General features: G+C 61.2%; 23 protein-coding genes. 11 read left to right on the top strand and 12 right to left on the bottom strand.

Annotated elements, in window-relative coordinates:
- Positions 1-22: 22 nt before the first annotated feature.
- Positions 23-877 carry a sulfurtransferase gene (locus tag B723_RS03090; protein WP_017341297.1) on the bottom strand — a complete coding sequence of 285 codons (855 nt, stop codon included), beginning with the start codon at positions 875-877 and terminating at the stop codon, positions 23-25.
- A 32-nt stretch (positions 878-909) separates the two neighbouring features.
- Positions 910-1581, bottom strand: a complete 672-nt coding sequence (locus B723_RS03095; RefSeq protein WP_017341298.1) for a TetR/AcrR family transcriptional regulator — start codon at positions 1579-1581, stop codon at positions 910-912.
- Between the two features lie 128 nt (positions 1582-1709).
- Between B723_RS03095 and B723_RS03100 the strand changes: the two genes are divergently transcribed.
- The 5 genes from B723_RS03100 (at position 1710) to B723_RS03120 (ending at position 6368) form a co-directional block, all read left to right on the top strand.
- The gene (locus B723_RS03100; protein ID WP_425311816.1) at positions 1710-3158 is read left to right on the top strand and encodes a coniferyl aldehyde dehydrogenase; all 1449 of its coding nucleotides are present in this window, start codon (positions 1710-1712) and stop codon (positions 3156-3158) included.
- 28 nt (positions 3159-3186) lie between these two features.
- Positions 3187-3732, top strand: a complete 546-nt coding sequence (locus B723_RS03105) for a hypothetical protein (RefSeq protein ID WP_017341300.1) — start codon at positions 3187-3189, stop codon at positions 3730-3732.
- Positions 3733-3802: 70 nt separating this feature from the next.
- Positions 3803-5398, top strand: a complete 1596-nt coding sequence (locus tag B723_RS03110; protein ID WP_017341301.1) for a GMC family oxidoreductase — start codon at positions 3803-3805, stop codon at positions 5396-5398.
- 115 nt (positions 5399-5513) lie between these two features.
- Positions 5514-5993, top strand: coding sequence for a pantetheine-phosphate adenylyltransferase (gene coaD / locus B723_RS03115; protein WP_007945531.1), 480 nt, complete (start codon positions 5514-5516; stop codon positions 5991-5993).
- A gap of 123 nt (positions 5994-6116) precedes the next feature.
- Positions 6117-6368 (top strand): YfhL family 4Fe-4S dicluster ferredoxin, encoded by a 252-nt coding sequence (locus B723_RS03120; protein ID WP_003195146.1) that lies wholly within the window; start codon positions 6117-6119, stop codon positions 6366-6368.
- A 97-nt stretch (positions 6369-6465) separates the two neighbouring features.
- Here B723_RS03120 and B723_RS03125 read toward each other — a convergent pair whose 3' ends face one another.
- Genes B723_RS03125 through B723_RS03135 form a run of 3 tightly spaced genes read right to left on the bottom strand, consistent with a single transcriptional unit; the run spans position 6466 to position 8496 of the window.
- The gene (locus B723_RS03125; RefSeq protein ID WP_017341302.1) at positions 6466-6789 is read right to left on the bottom strand and encodes a hypothetical protein; all 324 of its coding nucleotides are present in this window, start codon (positions 6787-6789) and stop codon (positions 6466-6468) included.
- Between the two features lie 49 nt (positions 6790-6838).
- On the bottom strand, positions 6839-7651 hold the full coding sequence (gene mutM, locus B723_RS03130) for a bifunctional DNA-formamidopyrimidine glycosylase/DNA-(apurinic or apyrimidinic site) lyase (protein WP_017341303.1): 813 nt from the start codon (positions 7649-7651) through the stop codon (positions 6839-6841).
- 29 nt (positions 7652-7680) lie between these two features.
- Positions 7681-8496, bottom strand: a complete 816-nt coding sequence (locus B723_RS03135) for an HDOD domain-containing protein (protein ID WP_162491074.1) — start codon at positions 8494-8496, stop codon at positions 7681-7683.
- A gap of 378 nt (positions 8497-8874) precedes the next feature.
- Here B723_RS03135 and B723_RS03145 point away from each other — a divergent pair, with 378 nt between their 5' ends.
- The 3 genes from B723_RS03145 to ilvD all read left to right on the top strand — a co-directional run bounded on the left by B723_RS03145 (position 8875) and on the right by ilvD (position 13504).
- Positions 8875-10071, top strand: a complete 1197-nt coding sequence (locus tag B723_RS03145; protein ID WP_017341306.1) for a class I SAM-dependent rRNA methyltransferase — start codon at positions 8875-8877, stop codon at positions 10069-10071.
- A 133-nt stretch (positions 10072-10204) separates the two neighbouring features.
- Positions 10205-11404 (top strand): MFS transporter, encoded by a 1200-nt coding sequence (locus B723_RS03150; protein WP_017341307.1) that lies wholly within the window; start codon positions 10205-10207, stop codon positions 11402-11404.
- A gap of 258 nt (positions 11405-11662) precedes the next feature.
- Positions 11663-13504 (top strand): dihydroxy-acid dehydratase, encoded by a 1842-nt coding sequence (ilvD, locus tag B723_RS03155; protein WP_017341308.1) that lies wholly within the window; start codon positions 11663-11665, stop codon positions 13502-13504.
- Positions 13505-13639: 135 nt separating this feature from the next.
- Here ilvD and B723_RS03160 read toward each other — a convergent pair whose 3' ends face one another.
- Positions 13640-14695, bottom strand: a complete 1056-nt coding sequence (locus B723_RS03160) for a phosphorylcholine phosphatase (protein WP_017341309.1) — start codon at positions 14693-14695, stop codon at positions 13640-13642.
- A 240-nt stretch (positions 14696-14935) separates the two neighbouring features.
- Between B723_RS03160 and B723_RS03165 the strand changes: the two genes are divergently transcribed.
- A complete protein-coding gene (locus B723_RS03165) occupies positions 14936-16327 on the top strand; it encodes an L-cystine transporter (RefSeq protein WP_017341310.1) in 1392 nt (463 codons plus the stop codon).
- 122 nt (positions 16328-16449) lie between these two features.
- Here B723_RS03165 and B723_RS03170 read toward each other — a convergent pair whose 3' ends face one another.
- Positions 16450-16962: a dihydrofolate reductase gene (locus B723_RS03170; RefSeq protein WP_017341311.1), complete on the bottom strand. Its 513-nt coding sequence runs from the start codon at positions 16960-16962 to the stop codon at positions 16450-16452.
- Positions 16963-17047: 85 nt separating this feature from the next.
- On the opposite strand from B723_RS03170, the gene B723_RS03175 reads away from it, so the two are divergent.
- A complete protein-coding gene (locus B723_RS03175; protein WP_017341312.1) occupies positions 17048-18418 on the top strand; it encodes a DUF2868 domain-containing protein in 1371 nt (456 codons plus the stop codon).
- On the top strand, positions 18411-19787 hold the full coding sequence (locus B723_RS03180) for a GTPase/DUF3482 domain-containing protein (RefSeq protein WP_017341313.1): 1377 nt from the start codon (positions 18411-18413) through the stop codon (positions 19785-19787). Before B723_RS03175 ends, B723_RS03180 begins: the two co-directional genes overlap by 8 nt.
- Before the next feature lie 67 nt (positions 19788-19854).
- Here B723_RS03180 and B723_RS03185 read toward each other — a convergent pair whose 3' ends face one another.
- The 5 genes from B723_RS03185 to B723_RS03205 form a co-directional block, all read right to left on the bottom strand.
- Complete coding sequence (locus B723_RS03185) at positions 19855-20412, bottom strand: phosphonate degradation HD-domain oxygenase (protein ID WP_017341314.1); 558 nt, start codon at positions 20410-20412, stop codon at positions 19855-19857.
- Entirely contained in the window at positions 20412-21545 is a 1134-nt protein-coding gene (locus tag B723_RS03190) for a TIGR03364 family FAD-dependent oxidoreductase (protein ID WP_017341315.1), read from the bottom strand. The genes B723_RS03185 and B723_RS03190 overlap by 1 nt, the downstream gene beginning before the upstream one ends.
- Before the next feature lie 122 nt (positions 21546-21667).
- A complete protein-coding gene (locus B723_RS03195; protein ID WP_017341316.1) occupies positions 21668-22693 on the bottom strand; it encodes a putative 2-aminoethylphosphonate ABC transporter substrate-binding protein in 1026 nt (341 codons plus the stop codon).
- A gap of 40 nt (positions 22694-22733) precedes the next feature.
- A complete protein-coding gene (locus B723_RS03200) occupies positions 22734-24458 on the bottom strand; it encodes a putative 2-aminoethylphosphonate ABC transporter permease subunit (RefSeq protein WP_017341317.1) in 1725 nt (574 codons plus the stop codon).
- On the bottom strand, positions 24458-25534 hold the full coding sequence (locus B723_RS03205; protein WP_017341318.1) for a putative 2-aminoethylphosphonate ABC transporter ATP-binding protein: 1077 nt from the start codon (positions 25532-25534) through the stop codon (positions 24458-24460). The genes B723_RS03200 and B723_RS03205 overlap by 1 nt, the downstream gene beginning before the upstream one ends.
- Positions 25535-25601 lie beyond the last annotated feature (67 nt).

Below are 25601 nucleotides of genomic sequence, written 5' to 3' on the forward strand. Positions count from 1 at the left end.
GGAGGCTGCGATCTTCTGATCTTTACTCGCCGGTGGCGACGCCCCGCGCAGGTTCGTTGATCCACTCGCTCCACGACCCGGCATACAACGATCCCAACGGATATCCCGCGAGGCACAACGCAAACAGGTTATGACACGCCGTCACGCCAGAGCCGCAGTACGCCACCAGATCATTCGGTGAACGATTGCCCAGTTTCTCGGCAAACCGCTGCTTGAGCTGATCGGCCGGCAGGAAATGCCCGTCGCTGCCCAGGTTGTCGGTGAACGCCGCGCATTGCGCGCTGGGAATGTGCCCGGCAATCGGGTCGATCGGTTCCACTTCGCCCTTGAAACGCGGCAAGGCCCGGGCATCGAGCAGGGTCATCGCGGGTTGGCCGAGACGTTGCTGAAGCTGTTCGGCGCTCAGGATCAGCCCGTTGTCCGGCGTCCCGTTAAAGGTGCCACGTTCAACACCAGAGGCATCGAGACTCAGGGGCAAACCCGCCGCGTGCCAGGCCTTGAGCCCGCCATCGAGAATGAACACGCCGTCGCGCTTGCCCAGCCAGGCCAGCAACCACCAGGCCCGCGCCGCATAGGCGCCGGGACCATCGTCATACAAAACCACTTCGCTGTCGGCGTTGATGCCCCAGGCCTGCAAACGCTCGATCAACTCTCCAGGCTCGGGCAACGGATGGCGCCCGGTCACTCCTTTGACCACTGCCCCGCTCAAGTCGCGCTCAAGATCGGCAAAACTCGACCCGGCGATATGCCCTTCGGCATAGCTGCGCTGGCCGTAATCCGGGTCTTCGAGGGCAAAACGACAATCCAGAATCACCAGCCCTGGCTGCTCCTTTTTCAGGTCCAGTGCTTGCGGGCTGATCAATTGCGCAATGGGCATAACGGGCTCCAGTGATTAGGCGATGTCTGATCCTACTGTACTTCTTCCAGGGCTTGCGCCAACGGCACGTAAAACTCCTCGAACAAGGCGTTGACCGCATCGCGGGACTGATCCGTGACAAACCCGGCTTCCAGCACCAGCACCTGGTACACCCCACGCTTGATTGCCTGTTCGCTCAGGTGATTGGAGTTCTCCCGCGTGGTGCACAGGAAACGCACCCAGGACGTCAGGATGATCCAGGCGTTGAGGGTCAGGGATTCGATCTGTACCCGATCCATCTTCAAGATGCCGGCCTCGACGAACCCTTTGTAGATCGCCGTGCCCTGGATCACGCAGCGCTGGGAAAAACGCCGATAACGGGCGGCCAGTTCCGGATCGCTGTCGAGCAAATGCTCGAGGTCACGGTGCAAAAACCGGTAGCGCCACATGGCTGCCAGCAACTCCTGGAGGTAGTAACGCTTGTCCTCCACCGTCGCGGCGCGCCCTTGGGGCGGGCGCAGGAAGCTGTCCACCAGGCTTTCATACTCACTGAACAATACGGCGATGATCGCCTGCTTGTTGGGGAAGTGGTAGTACAGGTTGCCCGGGGAAATTTCCATGTGGGCAGCAATGTGGTTGGTGCTGACGCTGCGCTCGCCCTGCTGATTGAACAGCTCCAGGCTGTTCTGCACGATGCGCTCGCTGGTTTTGATCCGTGGGGCCATGGCTTGAGCTTTAATTCAGAGGGCGTTGCCGGGCATCTTACGACCTATCCGCCCGTGGATAAAACATCGCTGCGCCAGGATGTCATTTGACTTTCTAGAGCATAGACTCTAAAAAGCTCGTCACAACAATAAATCCGGAGATGACCATGTCTGCTGAAATTGCCTACCTCCAGAATCTGCAGCAGCCACTGGAAGAACTCCAAACCCTGTTCGAGGCCCAGCGTGCAGCCTATGCCGCCAACCCGATGCCCCCCGCGGCGCAGCGCCAGCAATGGCTCAAAGCGTTGCGGGATGTGTTGAGCACTGAACGCCAGGCGCTGATCGATGCCATCAGCCAGGATTTCAGCCACCGCAGCGCCGATGAAACCCTGCTCGCCGAACTGATGCCGAGCCTGCACGGCATTCACTACGCCAGTCAGCACCTCAAGGGCTGGATGAAGCCGTCACGGCGCAAAGTCGGTGTTGCCTTTCAGCCCGCCTCGGCCAAAGTCGTTTATCAGCCGCTGGGCGTGGTCGGAGTGATCGTGCCCTGGAACTACCCGCTGTATCTGGCCATCGGCCCTTTGGTGGGTGCGTTGTCGGCGGGCAATCGGGTGATGCTCAAACTCAGCGAGTCGACCCCCGCCACCGGCCTGCTGCTCAAGGCTTTGCTGGGCCGGATCTTTCCCGAAGACCTGGTGTGCGTGGTGCTCGGCGAGGCCGATATCGGCGTGGCGTTCTCCCGCCTGCGTTTCGACCACCTGCTGTTCACCGGCGCCACCAGCATCGGCAAACATGTGATGCGCGCGGCCGCCGAGAACCTGACGCCAGTGACGCTGGAACTGGGCGGAAAATCCCCGGCCATCGTTTCCCGGGATGTGCCACTGAAAGATGCCGCCGAACGCATCGCCTTCGGCAAGACGCTCAACGCCGGGCAAACCTGCGTGGCCCCGGACTACGTGCTGGTACCGGAAGACCGCGTGGGCTCTTTCATCGAAGCCTATCGCCAGGCAGTTCGCGGATTTTACCCGACCCTGGCTGACAACCCGGACTACACCGCGATCATCAATGACCGACAACTGGCCCGGCTCAATGGCTACATCAGCGATGCCACCAGCAAAGGCGCGCTGCTGATTCCGTTGTTCGACCAGGGTCAGGGGCGCCGCATGAGCCATAGCCTGCTGCTCAACGTCACTGACGAGATGATGGTGATGCAGGACGAAATCTTCGGTCCTCTGCTGCCGATCGTTCCGTACAAGGACCTGGATGAAGCATTTGCCTACATCAGCCAGCGACCTCGTCCGTTGGCGCTGTATTACTTCGGCTACGACAAGCGCGAACAAAACCGCGTCCTGCACGAGACCCATTCCGGTGGCGTGTGCCTGAACGACACGTTGCTGCATGTTGCCCAGGACGACATGCCGTTCGGCGGCATCGGCGCCTCGGGCATGGGCCATTACCACGGCCATGAAGGCTTCCTGACATTCAGCAAGGCCAAAGGTGTGCTGATCAAACAGCGCTTCAACGCGGCGAAGCTGATCTACCCACCGTACGGCAAAACCATCCAGAAACTGATCCAGAAGCTGTTTATCCGCTAACGATCAAATTCTTCGGGTAATAACAATAATGAGCCCAAGCCTGTCCGATACACCCGCGCTGTCACGGCGCGGCCTGCTCAAGTTCAGCCTCGGCGCGAGCGCTTTCCTGGCCACGGCCGGGTTGGGCGCGAGCCTCAGCGGATGTTCGTCGAGCATTCCGGCTGACGGTTTCGCGATGCTGCGCAGCGGCGATCTGCTGTTTTTGCGGGCGTTGACTCCGGTGATGCTCGAGGGGGCCGTGGTCGCCGGGAGTTTGCCGAGGGCGGTAGACCAGACCTTGCACAGCCTGGATAACAGCCTGAATCACCTGTCGCCGGAAATGCTCAAGCTGACCCGGCAGTTGTTCGATGTGCTGGGGATGGCCGTGACTCGTGGGCCACTGACCGGCATCTGGGGCAGTTGGGAAAACGCCAGCGCCGACGAGATCAGGCACTTTCTTGATCGCTGGGAAAACAGCTCGTTGAGCCTGTTGCGCATGGGGTACAGCTCGTTGCTGCAACTGGTGATGATGGCGTGGTACAGCCGGGCGGAATCGTGGGCGCATTGCGGGTATCCCGGCCCCCCCAAGGTTTGAGACCGAGGCTTGCCCGCGAAGGCGTCAGCCGCATCACCACAGCCTCCAAAAACAATAAGAGAACCCGAACATGCCCGTACCCGATCCGTTCCGCGAAGGCATGGCCCGCGGCTGGAAAACCCACGACGGCTCGCAACTGACCGAAGACCTGGCCCTCGAAGCGGACGTCGCGATCATCGGCAGCGGCGCCGGTGGCGGGACGACGGCTGAAATCCTCAGCGCCGCCGGCTACAAGGTGTTGCTGATCGAAGAAGGCCCGCTCAAGACCAGCAGCGATTTCAAGTTGCTCGAGGACCAGGCCTATACCAGCCTCTATCAGGAAGGCATCGGCCGCATGAGCAAGGACGGCGCGATCACCATCCTTCAAGGCCGGGCGGTGGGCGGCACCACGCTGATCAACTGGACGTCGAGCTTTCGCACCCCGGACCCGACGCTCGAACATTGGGCCAGGGAGCACGACGTCAAAGGCCACAGCCCCACGGAGATGGCGCCATGGTTCGAGAAAATGGAACAGCGTCTCGGCGTCGCGCCGTGGATGGTTCCGCCCAACGCCAACAATGACGTGATCCGTAAGGGCTGCGAGAAGCTCGGTTACACCTGGCACGTCATCCCGCGCAACGTGCGTGGTTGCTGGAACCTCGGTTATTGCGGCATGGGCTGCCCGACCAACGCCAAACAATCGATGATGGTGACGACGATTCCAGCGACCCTGGAAAAGGGGGGTGAGCTTATTTATCTGGCTCGCGCGGAAAAACTGGTGATCAAGGACGGCAAGGTCACGAGCCTGCAGTGCGTGGCGATGGACGACCGTTGCGTCACCCCCACGGGCAAGACGATCACGGTGAAGGCGCGGCATTACGTACTGGCCGGCGGCGGGATCAACAGCCCTGCGCTGCTGTTGCGCTCGGATGCGCCAGACCCGCACAAGCGGCTGGGAAAACGGACTTTTCTGCATCTGGTCAACATGTCCGCCGGGCTGTTCGACGAGGTGATCAATCCGTTCTACGGCGCGCCGCAGTCGATCTACTCCGACCACTTCCAATGGCAGGACGGCACGACCGGCAAGATGGCTTACAAACTCGAAGTGCCACCCCTGCACCCGGCGCTGGCGGCCACCCTGCTCGGCGGTTTCGGCAAGGAAAACGCCCGGCACATGGAAAACCTGCCCCATACCCACGCCATGCTGGCGCTGCTGCGCGATGGTTTTCACCCGGACAGCCCCGGCGGCAGTGTCGAGCTGCGCGGTGACAACACGCCGGCGCTCGACTACCAGGTTTCAGCCTACGCCTGGGACGGTTTGCGCCGCGCGTTCCACAGCATGGCCGAGATCCAGTTCGCCGGTGGCGCCAACGCCGTCATGCCGATGCACGCCGACGCGCGCTACGTGAAAACCCTGGCCGAAGCACGCACGCTGATCGACGGTTTGAGCCTTGAGCTGTATCGCACTCGCCTGGGCAGTGCCCATGTGATGGGCGGTTGTGCCATGGGTGAAGACCCGAAAAATGCCGTGACCGACAGCCTTGGCCGGCACCATCAACTGAGCAACCTGTCGATCCACGACGGCTCGCTGTTCCCCACCAGCATTGGCGCGAACCCGCAATTGTCGGTCTACGGGCTGACGGCGCAACTGGCGACTTCGCTCGCCGAACGTTTGAAAAACCCGTGAAAAGAGCGAATATTCCCATCGTCTATAGTGCTTTCTTACCCAACAGGCGACTTGGCCGACCGGGAAGGCTGCGATACCATCCGACTCCCCAACGGACTCCCGCCAGGACGACGCGATGAACCGAGTGTTGTACCCAGGTACCTTCGACCCTATTACCAAGGGCCATGGCGACTTGGTCGAACGCGCCGCGCGCCTGTTCGATCATGTGATCATCGCCGTCGCTGCCAGCCCGAAGAAAAACCCGTTGTTTCCCCTGGAACAGCGTGTGGAGCTGGCCCGCGAGGTCACTAAACATCTGCCGAACGTTGAAGTCGTCGGCTTCTCGACGCTGTTGGCGCATTTCGCCAAAGAGAAGAACGCCAACGTGTTCCTGCGTGGTTTGCGCGCAGTGTCAGACTTCGAATACGAATTCCAGCTGGCCAACATGAACCGTCAGCTGGCGCCGGACGTGGAAAGCCTGTTTCTTACGCCGTCCGAGCGTTATTCGTTCATCTCCTCGACGCTGGTCCGTGAAATCGCGGCCCTGGGCGGCGATATCACCAAGTTCGTCCACCCTGCGGTGGCGGACGCCCTGACCGAACGCTTCAAGAAGTAGGAGCTGCCGCAGGCTGCGATCTTTTCACTTTATCGCGGCCCGCGTGCACTGCGCCCGCCAATGCGGCACAATTGCGCGCATTGGTTTATTGCGCCCGGGCCTTGCGCCCCGGCTGGAGTTAGCATGTCCCTGATCATCACCGACGATTGCATCAATTGCGACGTCTGCGAACCCGAGTGCCCGAACGCCGCCATCTCCCAGGGCGAAGAGATCTACGTGATCGACCCGAACCTGTGCACCCAGTGTGTCGGCCACTATGACGAACCTCAGTGCCAGCAGGTCTGCCCGGTGGATTGCATTCCACTGGACGAGGCGCATCCGGAGACTGAAGAGCAGTTGATGGAGAAGTACCGGAAGATTACCGGCAAGGCTTGAGAGCCTGAAAAGATCGCAGCCCTCGGCAGCGCCTACAGATACTTTGCGATCGCCTGTAGGAGCTGCCGAAGGCTGCGATCTTTTGATTTTTCCTTCCTCACTCCCGCTGCTCAAACCCCTCCCCGATACACCCCAGACACCGCACGAACGCCGCCTTCGCCGGATCAACCACCAGCGCCTGCCCCGCATCGCCGACATTGCCGCCCAGTGCGGTGAACGGCAACGACACCACAAATGCCCCCGCGCCGATCACTGTTGCCGCGACCAGCAAAGGTCGGGCAATCAGCAAATCGCCGAGCATGGCGTAGGCCGGAGGGTTCTGGATGGTGTAGCGGGGATCACCGCTGCCGGTATTTGCCGCCAGCACCGGCGTACCAACGCTCAGCAACACAACGACGGCAGCGGTTCGAAGCAGGTTCATGGCTCGGTCCTATAACAGTGAGAACACTGACTATAGACCGTAGGAAATATCAGCTCTGACAGCGCGGGCAAAAGACGCTGGCACGCTGCCCGAGCTTGACTTCCCGCAGCTCTGTCCCGCACACCTTGCATGGCTGACTGCCACGGCCGTACACGAACAGTTCCTGCTGGAAGTAACCCGGCTGACCGTCGCCGCCGATAAAGTCGCGCAACGTCGTACCGCCGCGCTCGATGGCGGCGGCCAGAATGCGCTTGATCTCGATGGCCAGCTTCAGATAGCGCGCCCGGGAAATGCTCTTGGCCTCGCGGCGCGGGTCGATACCGGCCGCAAACAACGCTTCGGTGGCGTAGATATTACCGACGCCGACCACCACCGCGTTGTCCATGATGAACGGCTTGACCGCCATCGAACGCCCGCGGGACTGCTGGAACAAGCGCTCGCCGTCGAACAGGTCGGTCAACGGCTCCGGCCCCAGGCGAATCAACAGTTCGTGGTTGAGCGGGTCGAGGCTCCAGAGCATCGCGCCGAACCGTCGCGGGTCGGTATAACGCAGGGCCAGGCCCGATTCCAGTTCGATGTCCACATGCTCATGCTTGGCGGCCGGCATGCCGACTTCCACCAAACGCAAATTGCCCGACATCCCCAAATGACTGATCAACGTGCCCACTTCGGCATTGATCAGCAGGTACTTGGCGCGCCGTTCCACCAGCACGATACGCTGGCCGGAGAGGCGCACATCCAGGTCTTCAGGGATCGGCCAGCGCAGGCGACGGTCACGCACGATCACCCGGCTGACGCGCTGGCCTTCCAGGTGCGGCGCAATACCGCGGCGGGTGGTTTCGACTTCCGGCAGTTCAGGCATGGTGCTCTCGAATCAGGCTTTCACCACACTCAGCGGTGAGCGCCGAGGTCGCGAATCGTTTGTTTGAGGGTTTCGAAGTCGTAGTCCGAAAGGCCGACGTAATCGAGCACCAGCGCCGAAATGCTGTTCCATTCGTGGTCATCGTTCTGGTTGCCCAGTACCCGGTAGGACGCACAAATGTGCTCGGCCATCTTCAGGATCGCCAGCAGGTTTTTCAGCTGGCTGTTGCGCGATGACTCATCGCTGAAAATCGCCAGTGCATTGTGGTGATTGGCGATCGCCGTGCTCACGTGCTCAGGCAGACGCCAGGATTTGGCCGTGTAGTAACCGACCACCGCATGGTTGGTATTGAACACCCGGTTTTCGGTGTCGACTATGCGGCATTCAGCACTGGCGTTGGCGTAGGCTTCTTCCAGAACAGTCATGTAGTTGGGGAAGCGCTGCAACATCAGCGGCACGCCGCAATCGTGGAACAGGCCCAAGGCGTACGCTTCATCGCCGGCCTGGACGCCGATGCGCTTGGCCAGGGTCAGGCAAGTCATCGCCACGTCCTGAGCGGTGTCCCAGAATCGGTTCAGGGTGACGATGGTGTCATCGTTCATTTCGCCCTTGATCGACTGCGCGTTGATCAGGTTGATGATCGAACGGCTACCCAGCAGATTCACCGCACGCTGGATCGAGGCGATCTTGTTGCTCAAGCCGTAATACGGCGAGTTGACGATTTTCAGCAGGGAACCAGAGAGGCCCGGGTCCTGGGAGATCAGCTTGGCGATCACCTCCAGATCCGGGTCGGGCATGTACTGCTCCATCTGCAGATCCACCATGATCTGCGGCTGGGCCGGCACGCTGATGCCTTGCAGGGACTGTTGGATCTGTTCGGTGGTCAGCTCTTGGGACATAAGTACACACTCTGGGACAGGTGGCGATTCTAACCTTTATAAAGTTGGATCCGACACCATGGTCGGCTCATCATCTGAAGTTTCATAAAATTCCCAATCCGTCTCCTGAGCGCAATGCATTTCCCTGTGGCGAGGGAGCTTGCTCCCGCTCGGCTGCGAAGCAGACGTAAATCCAGCGAATGCAGCCGCCTGATGTACTGCAACAGCCGTTTTCGGGACGGCTCCGCCGTCCAGCGGGAGCAAGCTCCCTTGCCACATGTCCACCTCCAAACCTGGCAGCGCTGCAACACGCTATACTCCCGCTCTTTTTTCCGGAGCGACGTCATGTCCCTGCCTAGCCTGCGCCTCAAAGCCAACGCCGACCGTCGCCTGCGAAACGGTCACTTGTGGGTCTACAGCAACGAAATCGATGTGGCCGCCACCCCTTTGCACGGTTTCAAGGCCGGCGACCAGGCGATCCTCGAAGCGGCCGGCGGCAAACCGCTGGGCATCGTCGCCATGAGCCCGAACAACCTGATCTGCGCCCGCCTGCTGTCGCGCGACATCAAGTTGCCGCTGGACAAATCGTTGCTGGTGCATCGTCTGAACGTTGCCCTGTCCCTGCGTGATCGCCTGTTCGACAAGCCGTTCTATCGCCTGGTCTACGGCGACTCCGACCTGTTGCCAGGCCTGGTGGTCGACCGTTTCGGCGACATCCTGGTGGTGCAGATCGCTTCGGCGACCATGGAAGCGCATAAAGATGACGTGATCGCGGCGCTGACCCAAGTGCTCAAGCCAAGCGGCATTCTGTTCAAGAACGACTCCGCCGCCCGTGACGCCGAAGGCCTCAACCGCTACGTCGAAACCGTGTTCGGCCTGGTGCCGGAGTGGGTCGCGCTGGAAGAGAACGGCGTGAAATTCGAAGCGCCGGTCATCCAGGGCCAGAAAACCGGCTGGTTCTACGACCACCGCATGAACCGCGCACGCCTGGCCCCTTATGCCAAAGGCAAACGCGTACTCGACCTCTACAGCTACATCGGCGGTTGGGGCGTGCAAGCGGCCGCCTTCGGCGCCAGTGAAGTGTTCTGCGTCGACGCGTCGGCCTTCGCCCTCGATGGCGTGGAACGTAACGCTGCGCTGAACGGTTTTGCCGAGAAAATGACCTGCATCGAAGGCGACGTTTTCGAAGCCCTGAAAGAGCTGAAAGCCAGCGAAGAACGTTTCGACGTGATCGTGGCCGACCCTCCGGCGTTCATCAAACGCAAGAAAGACATGAAAAACGGCGAAGGCGCCTACCGTCGCCTGAACGAGCAAGCCATGCGCCTGCTCAGCAAGGACGGCATCCTGGTCAGCGCTTCGTGCTCGATGCACCTGCCGGAAGACGACCTGCAGAACATCCTGCTGACCAGCGCCCGCCACCTGGACCGCAACATTCAGATGCTGGAGCGTGGTGGCCAGGGTCCGGACCATCCGGTGCACCCGGCGATTGCTGAAACCCGTTACATCAAGAGCATTACTTGCCGGTTGCTGCCAAACAGCTAACAACACGAAACACTGTAGGAGCGAGCTTGCTCGCTCCTACAACTGATTCGGAAGTTTCCTGCGCCCTCATGCATTGACTTCCATATCCATCAGGTCAACTCTCGGCCCCCCTCACGGATCGAGAGCGTTGTTGATGAACCCTTCCACGCATACCGCGAAAAAATCGTCGCTCATCCTGCTTTTGATGACGATGACGCTACTGGGTGTATTCCCGCTGGACGTCGTACTCCCGTCCTTTCCCGCGCTCTCTGACTACTTCCAGACCTCAGCCTCCGACATTGCCCTTTCGGTCAGTCTGTTCGCCATCGGTCTTGCGCTATCGGTGGTGCTGGTCGGACCGTTGTCGGATTTGTGGGGGCGCAGGACCCTGTTGCTGACCGGTATCGCCATCTCGCTGGTCGGTGCAACCGGTTGCCTGCTTTCCAGCGAATACAGCGGGTTCCTGGTGTTTCGAGTCATTCAGGCCGTGGGTTGCGGTTCCTTTGTGCTGTCGCAGGCGCTGATCCAGGATCTGTTCGTCGGCAAGGAACAGGAACGAATCAGGATCTGGATGACCACCGCCGCGGGGGTGTTCATCTCCATCTCGCCGCTGCTCGGAACCTGGCTGCAAATGCATCTGGGCTGGGAGGGCAGTTTCTATGTCTTTATCGCGTTGGCAGCGATTGTCTGGATAAAGGCTGGCGTCTTGCTCAAGGAGAGCCCACGCAGTCGGAATGCGGCGCCCGGTCGTTTTTTCAGTGCCTATTGGCGGCTGTGTTCCGACCTGCGCTTCATGGGTTACTGGCTTATTTCCGGCCTGGCCTTCGCCTGCCATTTTTCATTCATTGTCATGTCACCGATCATTTTCATGGAACGCCTGGCACTCTCGCCCTACGAATTTGCCTGGACATTGTTGCTGTACGGCGTGGCCTATGTGTTCGGCGGGATAGTCGCCAGTGCGCTGCATCGGCGTCTGCCGGCCAATTCGCAGATCGTGATCGGCCTGGGGCTTATCGCACTGTCGGGGTTGGTCATGCTGTGGCTGGCGAATCAGTTCGGGCTCACTGCCGCTGCAGTGCTGATCCCCATGCTCATTTGCACGGCCGGCACCACCATTGCCCGGCCTATCGCCAACTCCAAAGCCATGACCCTTTATCCACAGGATGCCGGTACGTCCTCATCGGTCGGCGGCGTCATGATCTTCCTCTGCGGCGGGGTGATCAGTGTGGTGATCAATCTCGCGTCCGCAGATCTCACCACGGCACTCGCCTTGTGTTTCCTGTTCCTGAGCGCGGCAGGCCTTGGTTTGAACGCGCTGATCATGCAGCGCAATCTGGCGCTGAACGCGAGTTGATAAACGCCGGTCGTCATCCCGCACACGCCACGGTTGCCGGATCAATGCTTCCCGGCATTCCCTCCTGACGCCAGCCGTGTAGAATCGCGACATTCATCGCCAGTCATCCCCCGGCGGGTTTATGAGCTCAAGCTGAAGCGCGCGGCGATCCCGCAAAGTTATCGGCAACTTCCGGACACACGGCCATTTCTGAGTGTTCCAGACGTCAATAGAAGCTCACTTCCCTTTTGATACCTGATTAGCCGCCCGGAGTGCTTCATGCCTGATTACCGCTCGAAAACATCCACCCACGGCCGCAACATGGCCGGTGCCCGCGCACTGTGGCGCGCCACGGGGATGAAAGATGACGACTTCAAAAAGCCGATCATCGCCATTGCCAACTCGTTCACCCAATTCGTACCGGGCCACGTCCACCTCAAGGACCTGGGCCAACTGGTCGCCCGCGAAATCGAACGCGCCGGCGGTGTAGCGAAAGAATTCAACACCATCGCTGTCGATGACGGCATCGCCATGGGCCACGACGGCATGCTGTATTCGCTGCCGAGCCGCGAGATCATCGCCGACTCCGTCGAATACATGGTCAACGCCCACTGCGCCGACGCCATCGTCTGCATCTCCAACTGCGACAAGATCACCCCTGGCATGCTGATGGCTGCCCTGCGCCTGAACATCCCGGTGATCTTCGTCTCCGGCGGCCCGATGGAAGCCGGCAAGACCAAACTGGCCAGCCACGGTCTCGACCTGGTCGACGCCATGGTGATCGCCGCCGACTCCAGCGCTTCTGACGAGAAAGTCGCCGAGTACGAGCGTAGCGCCTGCCCGACCTGCGGTTCGTGCTCCGGCATGTTCACCGCCAACTCGATGAACTGCCTGGTTGAAGCCCTGGGCCTGGCCTTGCCGGGCAACGGTTCGACCCTGGCGACCCACAGCGACCGCGAGCAACTGTTCCTGCAGGCTGGCCGCACCATCGTCGAGCTGTGCAAGCGTTACTACGGTGAGAACGACGAGTCGGTATTGCCGCGCAACATCGCCAACTTCAAGGCGTTCGAAAACGCCATGACCCTGGACATCGCCATGGGCGGTTCCACCAATACCATCCTGCACTTGCTGGCCGCCGCCCAGGAAGCCGAGATCGATTTCGACCTGCGCGATATCGACCGTCTCTCGCGCAACGTGCCGCAACTGTGCAAAGTCGCGCCGAACATCCAGAAGTACCACATGGAAGACGTGCACCGCGCCGGCGGGATCTTCAGCATCCTCGGCTCGCTGGCCCGTGGCGGCCTGCTGCACACCGACCTGCCGACCGTGCACAGCAAGACCCTGGCCGAAGGCATCGCCAAGTGGGACATCACCCAGACCGACGACGAAGCGGTGCATCACTTCTTCAAGGCTGGCCCGGCGGGCATCCCGACACAAACCGCGTTCAGCCAGTCGACCCGTTGGGAAACCCTGGACGACGACCGTGAAAACGGCTGCATCCGCAGTGTCGAACACGCTTACTCGAAAGAAGGCGGCCTGGCCGTTCTCTACGGCAACATCGCGCTGGACGGCTGCGTGGTGAAAACCGCCGGCGTCGACGAGTCGATCCACGTGTTCGAAGGCAACGCGAAGATCTTCGAAAGCCAGGACAGCGCCGTACGCGGCATCCTCGCGGACGAAGTGAAGGCCGGCGACATCGTGATCATCCGTTACGAAGGCCCGAAAGGCGGCCCGGGCATGCAGGAAATGCTGTACCCGACGTCCTACCTGAAATCCAAAGGCCTGGGCAAAGCCTGCGCCCTGCTGACTGACGGTCGTTTCTCCGGCGGTACTTCGGGCCTGTCCATCGGCCACGCTTCGCCGGAAGCGGCTGCCGGTGGCGCGATTGGCCTGGTGCAGGACGGCGACAAAGTGCTGATCGACATTCCGAACCGCTCGATCAACCTGTTGATCAGCGACGAAGAAATGGCCGGGCGCCGTGCCGAACAGGATCAGAAAGGCTGGAAGCCTGTGGAAAAACGTCCACGCAAGGTGACCACCGCGCTGAAGGCCTACGCCCTGCTGGCAACCAGCGCCGACAAGGGTGCTGTGCGTAACAAGGCGATGCTTGACGGGCTGTAAGCGTCAATCGCAGAAATAAAAATGCCCCGCCAAGTGCGGGGCATTTTTTTGCTCTCGAAACCGGTTTGGCAACAGGCACACCAGTGACTGTGATACCGCCATCGCGGGCTTGCCCGCGATTGGAGCGACTCGGTCCTACTGGATTTCAGCCGGCGTCACGATCACCCAGTTCTTGTCCGCCGTCACCGGCAATCCTTCCTTGGCCTGGGCCGCAGCGTTTTTGGCCATCATGCCGTTAATCTGGGTCATGTATTTGTCCTTGCGGTTGACCCACAAGTGGATGCCGCCCTTGGCCACGTCGACGCTGTGGAACAGCATGTAACCGTCGCTGGTTGGGGTATCACCGCCCACCAGTACCGGTTTTTTCCACTCATCGATGTAGGTCAGGATCGCCGCGTGCTTGCCGGCCATCCAGGTTGCCGGAGTCCACAGGTACGGGGTCAGTTCGAGGCCGAGGTTGGCCTTCTCGTCATATTTGCCAGCGGTGATCTGTTTGCGCGCGGTGGTCAGCTCGCCGGACTTTTGATCCTTGAGCAGCAGGCTCACCCCGATCACATTCTGCGGTTTGACGTTGTAGCCGTACTTCGGATCGGCAGCGACCATGCGCACCAGCTCTTCGGAGGCGGCGGTCATCACGTAGACCTCGATGCCGTTCTCCATCAGTTTGTTGTAGAGCTCTTGCTGGCCGGTGAAGATTTTCGGCGGGTTGACGTCGAGGTTCTTGACCACGTCGCCTTCGTAATAAGTCGCGGGCACCGGTTTGCCGGACGCCATCAACTCGTCGACATAGCCTTTGAGTTCTTTAAGTGTGAAACCGGAGAACACCTGGGCGACCCATGGGTAGCAAACCATGTCGTCGACTTCGCAGAGGCGGTAGTAGTAGCTGAACAGGCTTTCCTTGTGGTCGGCAGTGTCCTTGAACGGCATCAGTTTCAGGGAGGGGTCGAGTTTCTCGCGGGTGATCAGGCCCTTGTTTTCCATGTACGGCAGCAACGACTCTTCGAGGTCGTAGCGGTAACTGGTGTTGTCCATGTCGAACACCGCGTAGTTACCCTTGTTGGCGTTGGCCGCGATCATGGCGTCCAGCGCCTTCGCCTGATCGGCGGGCCAATGCTTCAAGTCCGTGGCGAACGCCTGGCCGGCGAGGCCAAGGCAAAGTGCAGCGAGCAGAAATTTCGGCGCGAGCTTCATCGACAGTTCTCCCTGATTCAAAGATATCGACGCTAACAAATACGTGTGACAGTCCTCGTCTGTCAGCGACCGCTCGCGTCCCTTTCGCGTCAGCTGCATCCCTGACAGCGACATCCGCTTATTCCAAAAACGACAGTTATCAGACTTTTTGGGTATTAAATCATTGTAAATCAAGCTGTTAGGCTTGCTGGTTCGCAACTGCCCCGGAAGGCAGTTGGCACATGTCTAATGGGAGTTCCAATGAACCTGCCGCTGATTCTCAACCTGCTGGTGTTCCTCGCCCTGCTCTTCGGTCTCGCGCAAACCCGTCACACGACGTGGAGCCTGGCTAAAAAAGTCCTGCTCGCTTTGGTGTTGGGCGTTGTGTTCGGTGTCGCACTGCACACGATTTACGGTGCCGGCAATCCGGTGCTGAAAGCGTCGATCGGCTGGTTCGATCTGGTGGGCAACGGTTACGTGCAGTTGCTGCAAATGATCGTGATCCCGCTGGTGTTCGCCTCGATCCTCAGCGCCGTGGCACGCCTGCACAATGCTTCGTCGCTGGGCAAGATCAGCTTCCTGACCATCGGCACGCTGCTGTTCACCACTGCCATCGCGGCGCTGATCGGTATCGGCCTGACCAACCTGTTCGGCCTCACGGCTGAAGGCCTGGTGGCCGGCACGCAGGAAATGGCCCGTCTGCAAACCATTCAGAGCGACTACGCGGGCAAGGTCACCGACCTGAATGTGCCGCAGTTGCTGTTGTCGTTCATCCCGCAAAACCCGTTCGCTGACCTGGCGCGGGCCAAGCCGACGTCGATCATCAGCGTGGTGATTTTCGCCGCGTTCCTCGGCGTCGCCGCTCTGCAATTGCTGAGGGATGATGTCGAGAAAGGTCAGAAAGTGATCAACGCCATCGACACCCTGCAAGCCTGGGTGATGCGCCTGGTGCGCCTGGTGATGAAGCTGACTCCGTACGGCGTATTGGCCCTGATGACCAAAGTGGTCGCCGGTTCCAACTTGCAAGACATCATCAAGCTCGGCAGTTTTGTGGTGGTGTCCTACATCGGCCTGGGCCTGATGTTTGTGGTCCACGGCGTGCTGGTGTCGGCGGCCGGGATCAACCCGCTGCGCTTCTTCCGCAAGATCTGGCCGGTGCTGACGTTTGCCTTCACCAGCCGTTCGAGTGCAGCGACGATTCCGTTGAGCATTGAGGCGCAGACCAGCCGCCTGGGCATTCCGCAGTCCATCGCCAGTTTCGCCGCTTCGTTCGGCGCGACTATTGGCCAGAATGGCTGCGCCGGTCTGTACCCGGCAATGTTGGCGGTGATGGTGGCGCCGACCGTGGGCATCAACCCGCTGGACCCGCTGTGGATCGCGACGCTGGTGGCGATTGTGACGCTGAGCTCGGCCGGCGTGGCCGGTGTGGGGGGTGGCGCAACGTTCGCGGCGCTGATCGTGTTGCCGGCGATGGGCTTGCCGGTGTCACTGGTGGCGTTGCTGATTTCGGTTGAGCCGCTGATTGATATGGGGCGTACGGCGTTGAACGTGAGCGGTTCGATCACGGCCGGGGCGATTACCAGCCAGATCATGCAGCAGACGGATAAAGCGCTGCTGGATGCGGATGAGCATTCGGCGTTGGCTCACGCTTAAATTCTTTAGCGTCTGAACTGGCCTCATCGCCAGCAGGCTGGCTCCCACAGGGATTTTGGGTGTTCACACAATCTGTGTTTCACCCCAAACCCACTGTGGGAGCCAGCCTGCTGGCGATGTTTTTAAGCCTTTTCCCAGACTTCGAAGTTGTACGCCGGTTTGTCGCCTTCGGCCGGATTCGGGGTGTTAGACACCAACTTCCACTGCGTCAAATCAAACTCTGGAAACCACGCATCCCCTTCCGGGCTCAACGCCACGCGTGTCAGGTACAACCGATCCGCTTGAGCCATTCCTTGCGCATACAACTGCGCGCCGCCAATCAGCATCAACTCATCGACGCCCTGCTCCTTCGCCCACTCTTCAGCGCGAACCACCGCAGCTTCCAGCGACGGATAAACTTCCGCGCCTTCCAGCACCAGATCCGCCTGACGACTGACCACGATGTTCAACCGCCCCGGCAGCGGACGACCGAGGGAATCCCAGGTCTTGCGCCCCATGATGATCGGCTTGCCCAAGGTGGTGGCCTTGAAGTATTTGAAGTCCCCCGGCAGGTGCCAGGGCATGCTGTTGTCGACGCCGATCACGCGGTTTTCACCGAGGGCTGCGATCAGGCTGAGGGGGAGTGATTTAGTCATGCCGGCGAGGATACCAGAGCCCCCCGTACCCCGATAAGCGTCACAGCGGTTATGCTCACAGCTCGATTGAGCGACGGGATGCCGCGTGACTGAACTGAATAACCTATGGCTGACAGAAACCATCCGCCTGCGTGAAGAACACGCCGGCCCTCTGGATGACCTGGAAGCCAACAGACTGGCGCGCACTGCCGGCGGCGATCTGCCGACGAGGATTGCGCGCCGCGCCGTGTGGCTGGCCGAGCGCGATGGACTGACCGAAGCCCTCAGGCATTGGCTGCAAGGCGCACGACTGGCATTGATCGTCATGGCCGTGCTGGCCGTGGTCAGTGGCGCCGGGCTGGCGTTTGCCGCGATGGGTGACGGTCAGACACCGGTGAATGTGTTTTGGGCCTTGGGCAGTCTGCTCGGGCTGAACCTGATTCTGCTGCTGAGCTGGGCCATGGGCCTGGTGTTTGCCGGCGAACACGGCGCAACGCTGGGACGCTTGTGGTTGTGGCTCAGCGAAAAACTCGCCCGCGACGCCAAAGCCGCGCAACTGGCGCCCGCGCTGCTGTTGCTGCTGCAACGACAAAAACTCAATCGCTGGGCGCTCGGCGTGCTGGTCAACGGCTTGTGGTTGCTGGCGATGCTGAGCGCGCTGGTGATTCTGCTGATGCTGATGGCGACCCGGCGTTATGGCTTCGTCTGGGAAACCACCCTGCTCAGCACCGACACCTTCGTGACCATGACCCAAATGCTGGGTGCACTGCCCGCCGTGCTGGCGTTCAACGTGCCAACGATGGAGATGATCCGCGCCAGTGGCGATGCCGCGCTGAACATCGAAAGCGCCCGCCAGGCCTGGGCCACCTGGCTGGTTGGCGTGCTGGTGATTTACGGCATTGTGCCGCGCCTGCTCTTGGCGTTGTTCTGCCTGTGGCGCTGGAAAAGCGGCCGCGCAAACCTGCATCTGGACCTGAACCTGCCCGGTTACGCCCAACTGCGCGAACGCCTGATGCCCACCAGCGAACGCCTGGGCATCAGCGACGCGGCGCCCGCGCAACTTCATCGGGTGGAAAGCGCTGTCAGCGATCTGCAAAGCGATGGCGCACTGCTGGTGGCCATTGAGCTGGACGAACAACGCCCATGGCCGCCACAACTGCCTGAAAACGTGAGCAACGCGGGCATCCTCGACAGCCGTGAATCGCGTAACAAACTCCTCGAGCAGCTCAGCCGTTTTCCTCCGGCCCGCCTGGCCATCGCCTGCGATCCACGGCGCTCGCCGGATCGCGGCAGCCTCGCCTTGATCGCCGAACTGGCCCGCAGCGCCAGCGCTACCCGCGTCTGGTTGCTGCAAGCGCCGCCCGGCGAAGCGCTGGATGCCGAGCGCCTCGGCGACTGGCACGTGGCGCTGCAACAACTGAATCTGCCCTTCGCCGACTGCGCGCCGCTGAACTGGCTGGAGACCGGTCATGACTAATTCGTGGAAAGCGCCGTTGAAGCTCGCCGTGGTCGGCCACACCAACGTCGGCAAAACCTCGTTGCTGCGCACGTTGACCCGTGACGTCGGTTTCGGTGAAGTCTCCCATCGCCCGAGTACCACGCGACACGTCGAAGGCGCGCGGTTGTCGGTGGACGGCGAGCCCTTGCTCGACCTGTTCGACACGCCGGGACTGGAAGACGCCATCGCCCTGCTCGACTACCTCGAACGCCTGGAACGTCCCGGTGAACGCCTCGACGGCCCGGCGCGGCTGGCGCGCTTTCTTGAAGGAAGTGAAGCCCGGCAGCGTTTCGAGCAAGAAGCCAAAGTGCTGCGGCAACTGCTCACCTGCGACGCCGGCCTCTATGTGATCGACGCCCGCGAACCGGTGTTGGCCAAATACCGCGACGAACTGGAAGTGCTCGCCAGCTGCGGCAAACCGTTACTGCCGGTGTTGAATTTCGTCAGCAGTGCCAACCACCGCGAACCGGACTGGCGCGAAGCGCTGGCACGGCTGGGCTTGCACGCCCTGGTGCGTTTCGACAGCGTGGCGCCGCCGGAGGATGGCGAACGTCGGCTCTATGAAAGCCTCGCGCTGCTGCTGGAAAACTCCCGCGAGCAACTGGAACGACTGATCGCCGATCAGCAAGCCCAGCGCCTGGCCCGCCAACAAAGCGCGGCGCGGCTGATTGCTGAATTGTTGATCGATTGCGCAGCGTGTCGGCGCAGCGTGGTCAGCGATGCGGAACAGGAACAGCAAGCCATCAGCGAACTGCGCAAAGCCGTTCGGCAACGGGAACAGCGCTGTGTCGAAGCGTTGCTCAAGCTCTTCGCCTTCCGCCCTCAGGACGCGGCGGCCAGTGATCTGCCGCTGCTCGACGGTCGTTGGGGCGATGATCTGTTCAATCCGGAAACCCTCAAGCAACTGGGCGTGCGGGTCGGCGGAGGTATCGCGGCGGGGGCGGCGGCCGGGGCCGGGGTGGATTTGCTGGTCGGCGGTTTGACCCTCGGCGCGGCGGCACTGGCCGGCGCGATTGCCGGCGGCGCGCTGCAAACCGCACGCAGCTATGGCAGCCGGTTGCTGGGCAAGATCAAGGGTCAGCGAGAGTTGACGGTCGATGACAGCGTGTTGCGGTTGTTGGCATTGCGTCAGCGGCAATTGCTTCAGGCGCTGAATGCACGTGGGCACGCGGCGATGGACAGCATTCAAGTCGCCACGCCACAGGACAAGAGTTGGCGCGAAGGCAAACTGCCCGAAGCCCTGAACAAGGCTCGGGCGCATCCGCAGTGGTCATCACTGAATCCGCAGGCGAAGTTGAGTCAGGCGGAGCGGCAGGAGCAGGTTGAGGTATTGGCGCAGCAGCTGTAAAACTACAGTGTCTGGGCCGGCCTCATCGTGCCTCGGCGCCTATGTCCTAAGCCCTAAGCCCTAAGCCCTAAGCCGCCATCAGGCGCAAGGCCTTTTCCTTCAAAACGCCAAGATCAATCACCGGCACCCACATCTCCTTGGCCAGCTCATCCCACTGCCGCATGCGCAAACTGACGGCGCACAACGGGTCCTGCTCGAACGCTTCAGCCTCTGCCTCGGTCATCACCCCGCCCTGGTATTCCAGGGTCCGGCGGCTGGCTTCGCTCAAGCGATCGTAGTACCCGGGCTCGTTGAGTGTCAGATAACGCTTGGCTTGCACGTGGAATTCCACCAGCCGCGCCATGCGTTCGCTGAAGCCTGCGCGACGCAAGTAATCGGCGCCCAGACGCTCATGGCTGACCACGCCGAAACCACCCATGTTCTCAGCGCTCTCGGCGCAAATGTGTCCGATGTCGTGAAAGAACGCCGCCAGCACCACTTCGTCATCGAAGCCTTCGGCCATGGCCAGTTGTGCGGCCTGGGACATGTGCTCGATTTGCGACACCGGCTCGCCGATGTAATCACTGTCGCCAAAACGCTCGTACAGCGCGAATACCTCGTCGATCACTTGCTCAGTGCGGTCCATCAACGCTCTCCCAATACAGTCGCGACATTACGTTCTGCCATGGCCGGCCCGACACTCATGCCGACGCCCGTGTGCATCAGCGCCACGCTCACGCCCGGCATCGGCCGCAGGAATGAAAACGGTCCTGGCCCGCGTGAACCATAGACACCCTGCCAGCGCTCGACCACTTGTACCTTGCAGCGCAACGTCTGCTCGGCCAGTTCGATCATCCAGTCGTCCACTTGCTCGGCGTTGAATGGCGAGGGGTCGCGGCCATAGTGATGAGAGTCGCCGATGATCAGTTCGCCGTAAGGCGTCGGGCTGATCAGCAGGTGAATACCGTTTTCGTGCAGGTGCGGTTCTTCACGCAGGATCTGCGCCTGCACCGCCGCCGCTTCCGGCAGATCGGCGAAGGCGCCGTAGTGCACGCAACTCAAACCGGTGAGCAGTGCGTGTTGCAGATTGAGGTTGATCTGCGGGCGGGCGCGGAGCATTTGCAGGCGGCAGATTTGCGGGTTGAGCGCGGCCATCGGCTCGGCGAGCAAGGTCTGATAATCATGGCCGGAGCAGATGATGATCTGCTCGGCGCTGAAGGTGCCGGCGGTGCTGTGCAAGCGGCCCGGTTCGATGTCGCGCACGAGGGTGGAGAAGTGAAACTCGACGTTCATTTCGCGGCGCAGGTAATCGATCAATGCCGGTATCGCTTCGCGGGAATACAGTTGTTGATCGTCCATGCCATGCAACGCGGCGCGATGATGGCTGAACTGGCCGCCGTACAGATCGCGCAATGCAGCACCGCGCAGCAGGTCGACGCGGTAACCGTGTTCCACGGCTCGTCCGGCGCAAAAAGCTTCCAGCAGGTGTTCCTCCGCCTCGGTGCGGGCGAACAGATACGAGCCGTTGCGCTTGAGCTGCAGGCCGGCCAGTGGCGCCCATTGTCCCCAGATCTCGCGGCTGGCCTTGGCCAGTTCCAGCATCGGGCCTGGCGGTTGGCCGGTGACGAGGGCCTGGCCGAAGTTGCGCACCGAGGCGCCGAGCGGGGTTTCGCTGCGTTCGAAAACCGTGACCTTGAGGCCGCGCCTGGCGGCAGCGTAGGCGTGGGACAGGCCGAGGATGCCGGCGCCTACGATCAGCATGTCGTTGGGGTGTGTCATTAAGATAATCCCGATTTTGTGGCGAGGGAGCTTGCTCCCGCTGGTCGCGAAGCGGCCCCAAAATAAGGGCCTGCTGCGCAGTCCAGCGGGAGCAAGCTCCCTCGCCACAGGATGTGAGTCAGTTACTTGGCAGCCACTTTCTCGGACTTGCCGTCATAGCGCTTGCGCCACTCGGTCAGGATCTCGTCGCGATTCTTCGACGCCCAGGCAAAGTCGTTCTTGATCAAACGCTGCTCGTAATCCGCCGGCAATTCAGTCTGCGGCTTGGCAATCCCCGGCTGCGCAAGCACCGCGAAGTTCTCTTTATAGAGCTCCATCGCCGCCGGACTGGCCGAGAAGTCAGCCAGTTTCTTCGCCGCATCTTCATGCGGTGTGCCCTTGATCACAGCCGTCGCTTCAATTTCCCAGCCCAGGCCTTCTTTCGGCAGGATGATGTCCAGCGGCGCGCCCTGGCGCTTCAACTGAACAGCCGGGTATTCAAAGGAAATACCAATCGGGAACTCCCCCGCCGCTGCCAGTTTGCAAGGCTTGGAGCCGGAGTGAACGTACTGGCCGATGTTCTGGTGCAGGTCGTCCATGTACTGCCAGCCCTGCTTCTCACCGAAGGTTTGCAGCCAGGCGCTGACATCGAGGAAACCGGTGCCGGACGAGGCCGGGTTGGGCATGACGATCTTGCCTTTGTACTCAGGCTTGGTCAGGTCCTGCCAGCTCACGGGTTTGGTCAAACCCTGTTTTTCCGCTTCGACGGTGTTGAAGCAAATGGTTGCGGCCCACACGTCCATGCCGACCCAGGCTGGCGGGTTGGCGGCGTCGCGGTAGTTGCCGCCGATCTTGCCCAGGTCTTTCGGCGCGTAGCTTTGCAGCATGCCTTGCTGATCGAGGATCGCCAGGCTCGATGCGGCAAGACCCCAGACGGCGTCAGCCTGTGGCCGGGCTTTTTCGGCCAGCAGCTTGGCGGTGATGATACCGGTGGAGTCGCGTACCCACTTGATCTCGACGTCCGGGTTGGCTTTTTCGAAGGCTTCTTTGTAGGTCTTCAATTGTTCGGCCTCGAGGGCGGTGTACACCGTCAACTCGGTTTTCGCCGCGAAGGCGTTCAGGCTGAAAGCGGTGAGGACAGCAGCGGCCAGGGCCATAGGCTTGAACATGATCTTTTCCTGTTTGAGTTGAGGTTTGCGGGATTGGAAATCAGTGACCGGGTGCGGTCTGGCGCCACGCCTGGGAACGGCGCAGCAAACCGCGCGAGGCCCAGGCCAGCAGCAGGGACACGCCCGCCGAGGTGAACAGAATCAGGGTCGACATCGCCGCCGCGCCGCCGACGTTGCCGGCGTCATCCATGTTCAGCACCGCCACCGCCGCAAGAATGGTGTCGGGGCTGTAGAGGAAGATCGCCGCCGAAACGGTGGTCATGGCCGAGACGAACAGATAGCGCACGATGTCCAGCAGCGCCGGCAGGCAAATCGGTACGGTGACCCGCAAGTAATGCCGATACAGCGGCGCCTTGAGCGACAGCGCGGCGGCTTCGAACTCAGCGTCGAGCTGGCGCAGCGCGGTGGTCGCGGTCATTTGCGCGGTGGTCAAATAGTGAGCAATGGTGCAGACCACCAGCAGGGTCATGGTTCCGTAAAGCACATGCAGCGGGTTGTCGGTGAGGTTGAAAAAGAAGACGTAACCCAGGCCCAGCACCAGCCCTGGCACCGCCATCGGTACGAAACTGAGCATGCGCAATGTCAGATTCAGTCCGCGCTGGCCTTTGGTTTTTTCCATCAGGTACGCGCCGGTGAAGATCAACGCACTGCCGATCAACGCCGTGCACAGGGCCATCTTCACGCTGTTGCCGTAGGCCAGCCAGCCACCGCCCGCCGTGTCGTTGAACTGGTAATGGTTGAGCGACAGCGACAGGTTGTACGGCCAGAATTTCACCAGCGACGAGAACACCGCCATGCCGAACACCAGCAGCAATACCGCGCAGATCAGCAGCACGATGGCGAGATAGAAGCCGTCGCGCAGTTTCGATGGTGCAGGTTGAAAGACCTGCGCCCGACCGCTCATGGAGTCGCCGTGACGCCGACGCAACCAGGCATCGACCGCGAAGCTGAACAGCGCCGGCAGCAACAGGACCATGCCGATCAATGCACCGCGACCGAACTGTTGCTGGCCGACCACGGCTTTGTAGGCTTCCAGTGCCAGCACCTGATAATCGCCGCCGACCACCACGGGCACGCCGAAGTCGGTGATGGTCAGGGTGAAGACCAGGCAGAACGCTGCGAACACCGCCTGACGCGTCGCCGGCCAGGTGATGCTGCGGAAGGCTTTGGCCGGACTGGCGCCCATGCTGGAGGCGGCATCGAAGAGGCGCGCATCCGCCAGGGACAGGGCCGACAGCAAAATCATCAAGGCGTGTGGGAAGGTGTAGATCACCTCACCCAGAACGATGCCCCAGAAGCCGTAGATATTGTCCGAGAGCAAACCACGCAACAGGCCCTGGTTGCCGAACAGATAAACGAGTGCAATGCCCGGCAGCATCGACGGCGCCATCAGCGGCAACAACGACATCCCGCGCCAAATGCCTTTGCCCGGAATCAAGGTGCGTTGCAGGGCGTAGGCAAACAGGTAGGCCAGCGGTACGACAATGGCCGCCACGCTGAGGGAAACTTTCAGGCTGTTGCCGAGCAACCAGTGGAAATTCGCACTGGTGACCAGTTCACGTGCAGCCACCAGACCACCGCCCTGCCCGGCCTCCGGACTGAAGCCACGCCAGAAGATCGCCAGCAATGGCATCAACACGGCGATGCCGAGCAACACCAGCAACAAGACTTTGCCGCCGACCACGAACACCCGGTCGCCGATCTCGGCGCGGGAGGCCTGCCGAACCTGCTTGTGCGGTATCGGCAGCGCGATGTTCGCGCTCATCAGGCAAACACCTGCAGGCTGCGCGGCGGCAAGGCGACCATGATCTGCTGGGCGCCGAGTCGCGGCATGGCTTCCGGCGCCAGTTCCGCGAGCAAGGCGTGGCCCGGCAGTTGATCGAGTTCGAAACTCATTCGGCAGCGGTTGCCGAGGAAGGTGATTTCGCGAACCTTGGCCGGGAACAGGTTTTCCTCATGCACCAGCGGGTTGACGTTGATCGCTTCAGGGCGACAGAACAAACGGCCCGAGGCGGTTTTGGCGCTGCCGTCTGCCAGGCGCAGGCTCATCCCGCCGACCTGGGCGTGACTGTCGCTGCTGCGGCTGAATGGCAACCAATTGCCCTGACCGACAAACTCCGCCACGAACGGCGTGGCCGGACGATCGTAGATTTCCTGTGGCGTGGCGTACTGCTCAACCTTGCCGTTGTTCATCACCGCGATGCGGTCGGCCATCAGCATGGCCTCGTCCTGATTGTGCGTGACCATCAGGGTGGTGATGCCGAGGCTGCGTTGAAGTTGGCGCAGTTCGGTGCACAAGTGCTCGCGGACCCGGGCGTCGAGGGCCGACATTGGTTCGTCCAGCAACAACAACGACGGCGCCGGCGCCAGGGCGCGGGCCAGTGCGACACGTTGCTGCTGACCGCCGGACAATTGGCCGGGGTACTTTTTCTCACTGCCGATCAGGCCGACCAGCTCCAGCATCTGACCGACGCGCTTGCGCACTTCATCGCGACCGCTGCCGGCAAGGCCGTAGGCAATGTTCGCTTCGACAGTGAGATTGGGGAACAGCGCGTAGGACTGGAACAGAATGCCGTAGTCCCGAGCCTGCGGTGCCAGGTGGGAAACGTCGCGATCACCGAGGTACAACTCGCCGCTGTCCTGTTTCTCCAGACCGGCGATGCAACGCAACAGCGTGGTTTTGCCACAACCCGACGGGCCCAGCAGGCACACCAGTTCACCGGCCGCCACGTCGAGGGAAACGTTATCCAGCGCAGTAAAGGCGCCGAAGCGTTTCTGCACGCCACGCACCCTCATCGGGGCGCCGGGATTGGTCAGGGCAGTTGCGATCGAGTGGTTCATGGGCAGGCCTCATCAAGCAGATGAAGGCCATCCTAAGGAGGCAATGCGTCCGTCATGTGGCAGTGAG

This window comes from Pseudomonas fluorescens NCIMB 11764 (genome assembly GCF_000293885.2).
In the GTDB taxonomy this organism is placed as follows: Bacteria; Pseudomonadota; Gammaproteobacteria; order Pseudomonadales; family Pseudomonadaceae; genus Aquipseudomonas; species Aquipseudomonas fluorescens_B.

Excerpts from the sequence above, each read along its gene's own strand:
- B723_RS03090 (WP_017341297.1), bottom strand. The coding sequence starts at position 877 with ATGCCCATTGCGCAATTGATCAGCCCGCAAGCACTGGACCTGAAAAAG.
- B723_RS03095 (WP_017341298.1), bottom strand. The coding sequence starts at position 1,581 with ATGGCCCCACGGATCAAAACCAGCGAGCGCATCGTGCAGAACAGCCTG.
- B723_RS03105 (WP_017341300.1), top strand. The coding sequence starts at position 3,187 with ATGAGCCCAAGCCTGTCCGATACACCCGCGCTGTCACGGCGCGGCCTG.
- B723_RS03110 (WP_017341301.1), top strand. The coding sequence starts at position 3,803 with ATGCCCGTACCCGATCCGTTCCGCGAAGGCATGGCCCGCGGCTGGAAA.
- coaD (WP_007945531.1), top strand. The coding sequence starts at position 5,514 with ATGAACCGAGTGTTGTACCCAGGTACCTTCGACCCTATTACCAAGGGC.
- B723_RS03120 (WP_003195146.1), top strand. The coding sequence starts at position 6,117 with ATGTCCCTGATCATCACCGACGATTGCATCAATTGCGACGTCTGCGAA.
- B723_RS03125 (WP_017341302.1), bottom strand. The coding sequence starts at position 6,789 with ATGAACCTGCTTCGAACCGCTGCCGTCGTTGTGTTGCTGAGCGTTGGT.
- mutM (WP_017341303.1), bottom strand. The coding sequence starts at position 7,651 with ATGCCTGAACTGCCGGAAGTCGAAACCACCCGCCGCGGTATTGCGCCG.
- B723_RS03145 (WP_017341306.1), top strand. The coding sequence starts at position 8,875 with ATGTCCCTGCCTAGCCTGCGCCTCAAAGCCAACGCCGACCGTCGCCTG.
- B723_RS03150 (WP_017341307.1), top strand. The coding sequence starts at position 10,205 with ATGAACCCTTCCACGCATACCGCGAAAAAATCGTCGCTCATCCTGCTT.
- ilvD (WP_017341308.1), top strand. The coding sequence starts at position 11,663 with ATGCCTGATTACCGCTCGAAAACATCCACCCACGGCCGCAACATGGCC.
- B723_RS03160 (WP_017341309.1), bottom strand. The coding sequence starts at position 14,695 with ATGAAGCTCGCGCCGAAATTTCTGCTCGCTGCACTTTGCCTTGGCCTC.
- B723_RS03165 (WP_017341310.1), top strand. The coding sequence starts at position 14,936 with ATGAACCTGCCGCTGATTCTCAACCTGCTGGTGTTCCTCGCCCTGCTC.
- B723_RS03170 (WP_017341311.1), bottom strand. The coding sequence starts at position 16,962 with ATGACTAAATCACTCCCCCTCAGCCTGATCGCAGCCCTCGGTGAAAAC.
- B723_RS03180 (WP_017341313.1), top strand. The coding sequence starts at position 18,411 with ATGACTAATTCGTGGAAAGCGCCGTTGAAGCTCGCCGTGGTCGGCCAC.
- B723_RS03185 (WP_017341314.1), bottom strand. The coding sequence starts at position 20,412 with ATGGACCGCACTGAGCAAGTGATCGACGAGGTATTCGCGCTGTACGAG.
- B723_RS03190 (WP_017341315.1), bottom strand. The coding sequence starts at position 21,545 with ATGACACACCCCAACGACATGCTGATCGTAGGCGCCGGCATCCTCGGC.
- B723_RS03195 (WP_017341316.1), bottom strand. The coding sequence starts at position 22,693 with ATGTTCAAGCCTATGGCCCTGGCCGCTGCTGTCCTCACCGCTTTCAGC.
- B723_RS03200 (WP_017341317.1), bottom strand. The coding sequence starts at position 24,458 with ATGAGCGCGAACATCGCGCTGCCGATACCGCACAAGCAGGTTCGGCAG.
- B723_RS03205 (WP_017341318.1), bottom strand. The coding sequence starts at position 25,534 with ATGAACCACTCGATCGCAACTGCCCTGACCAATCCCGGCGCCCCGATG.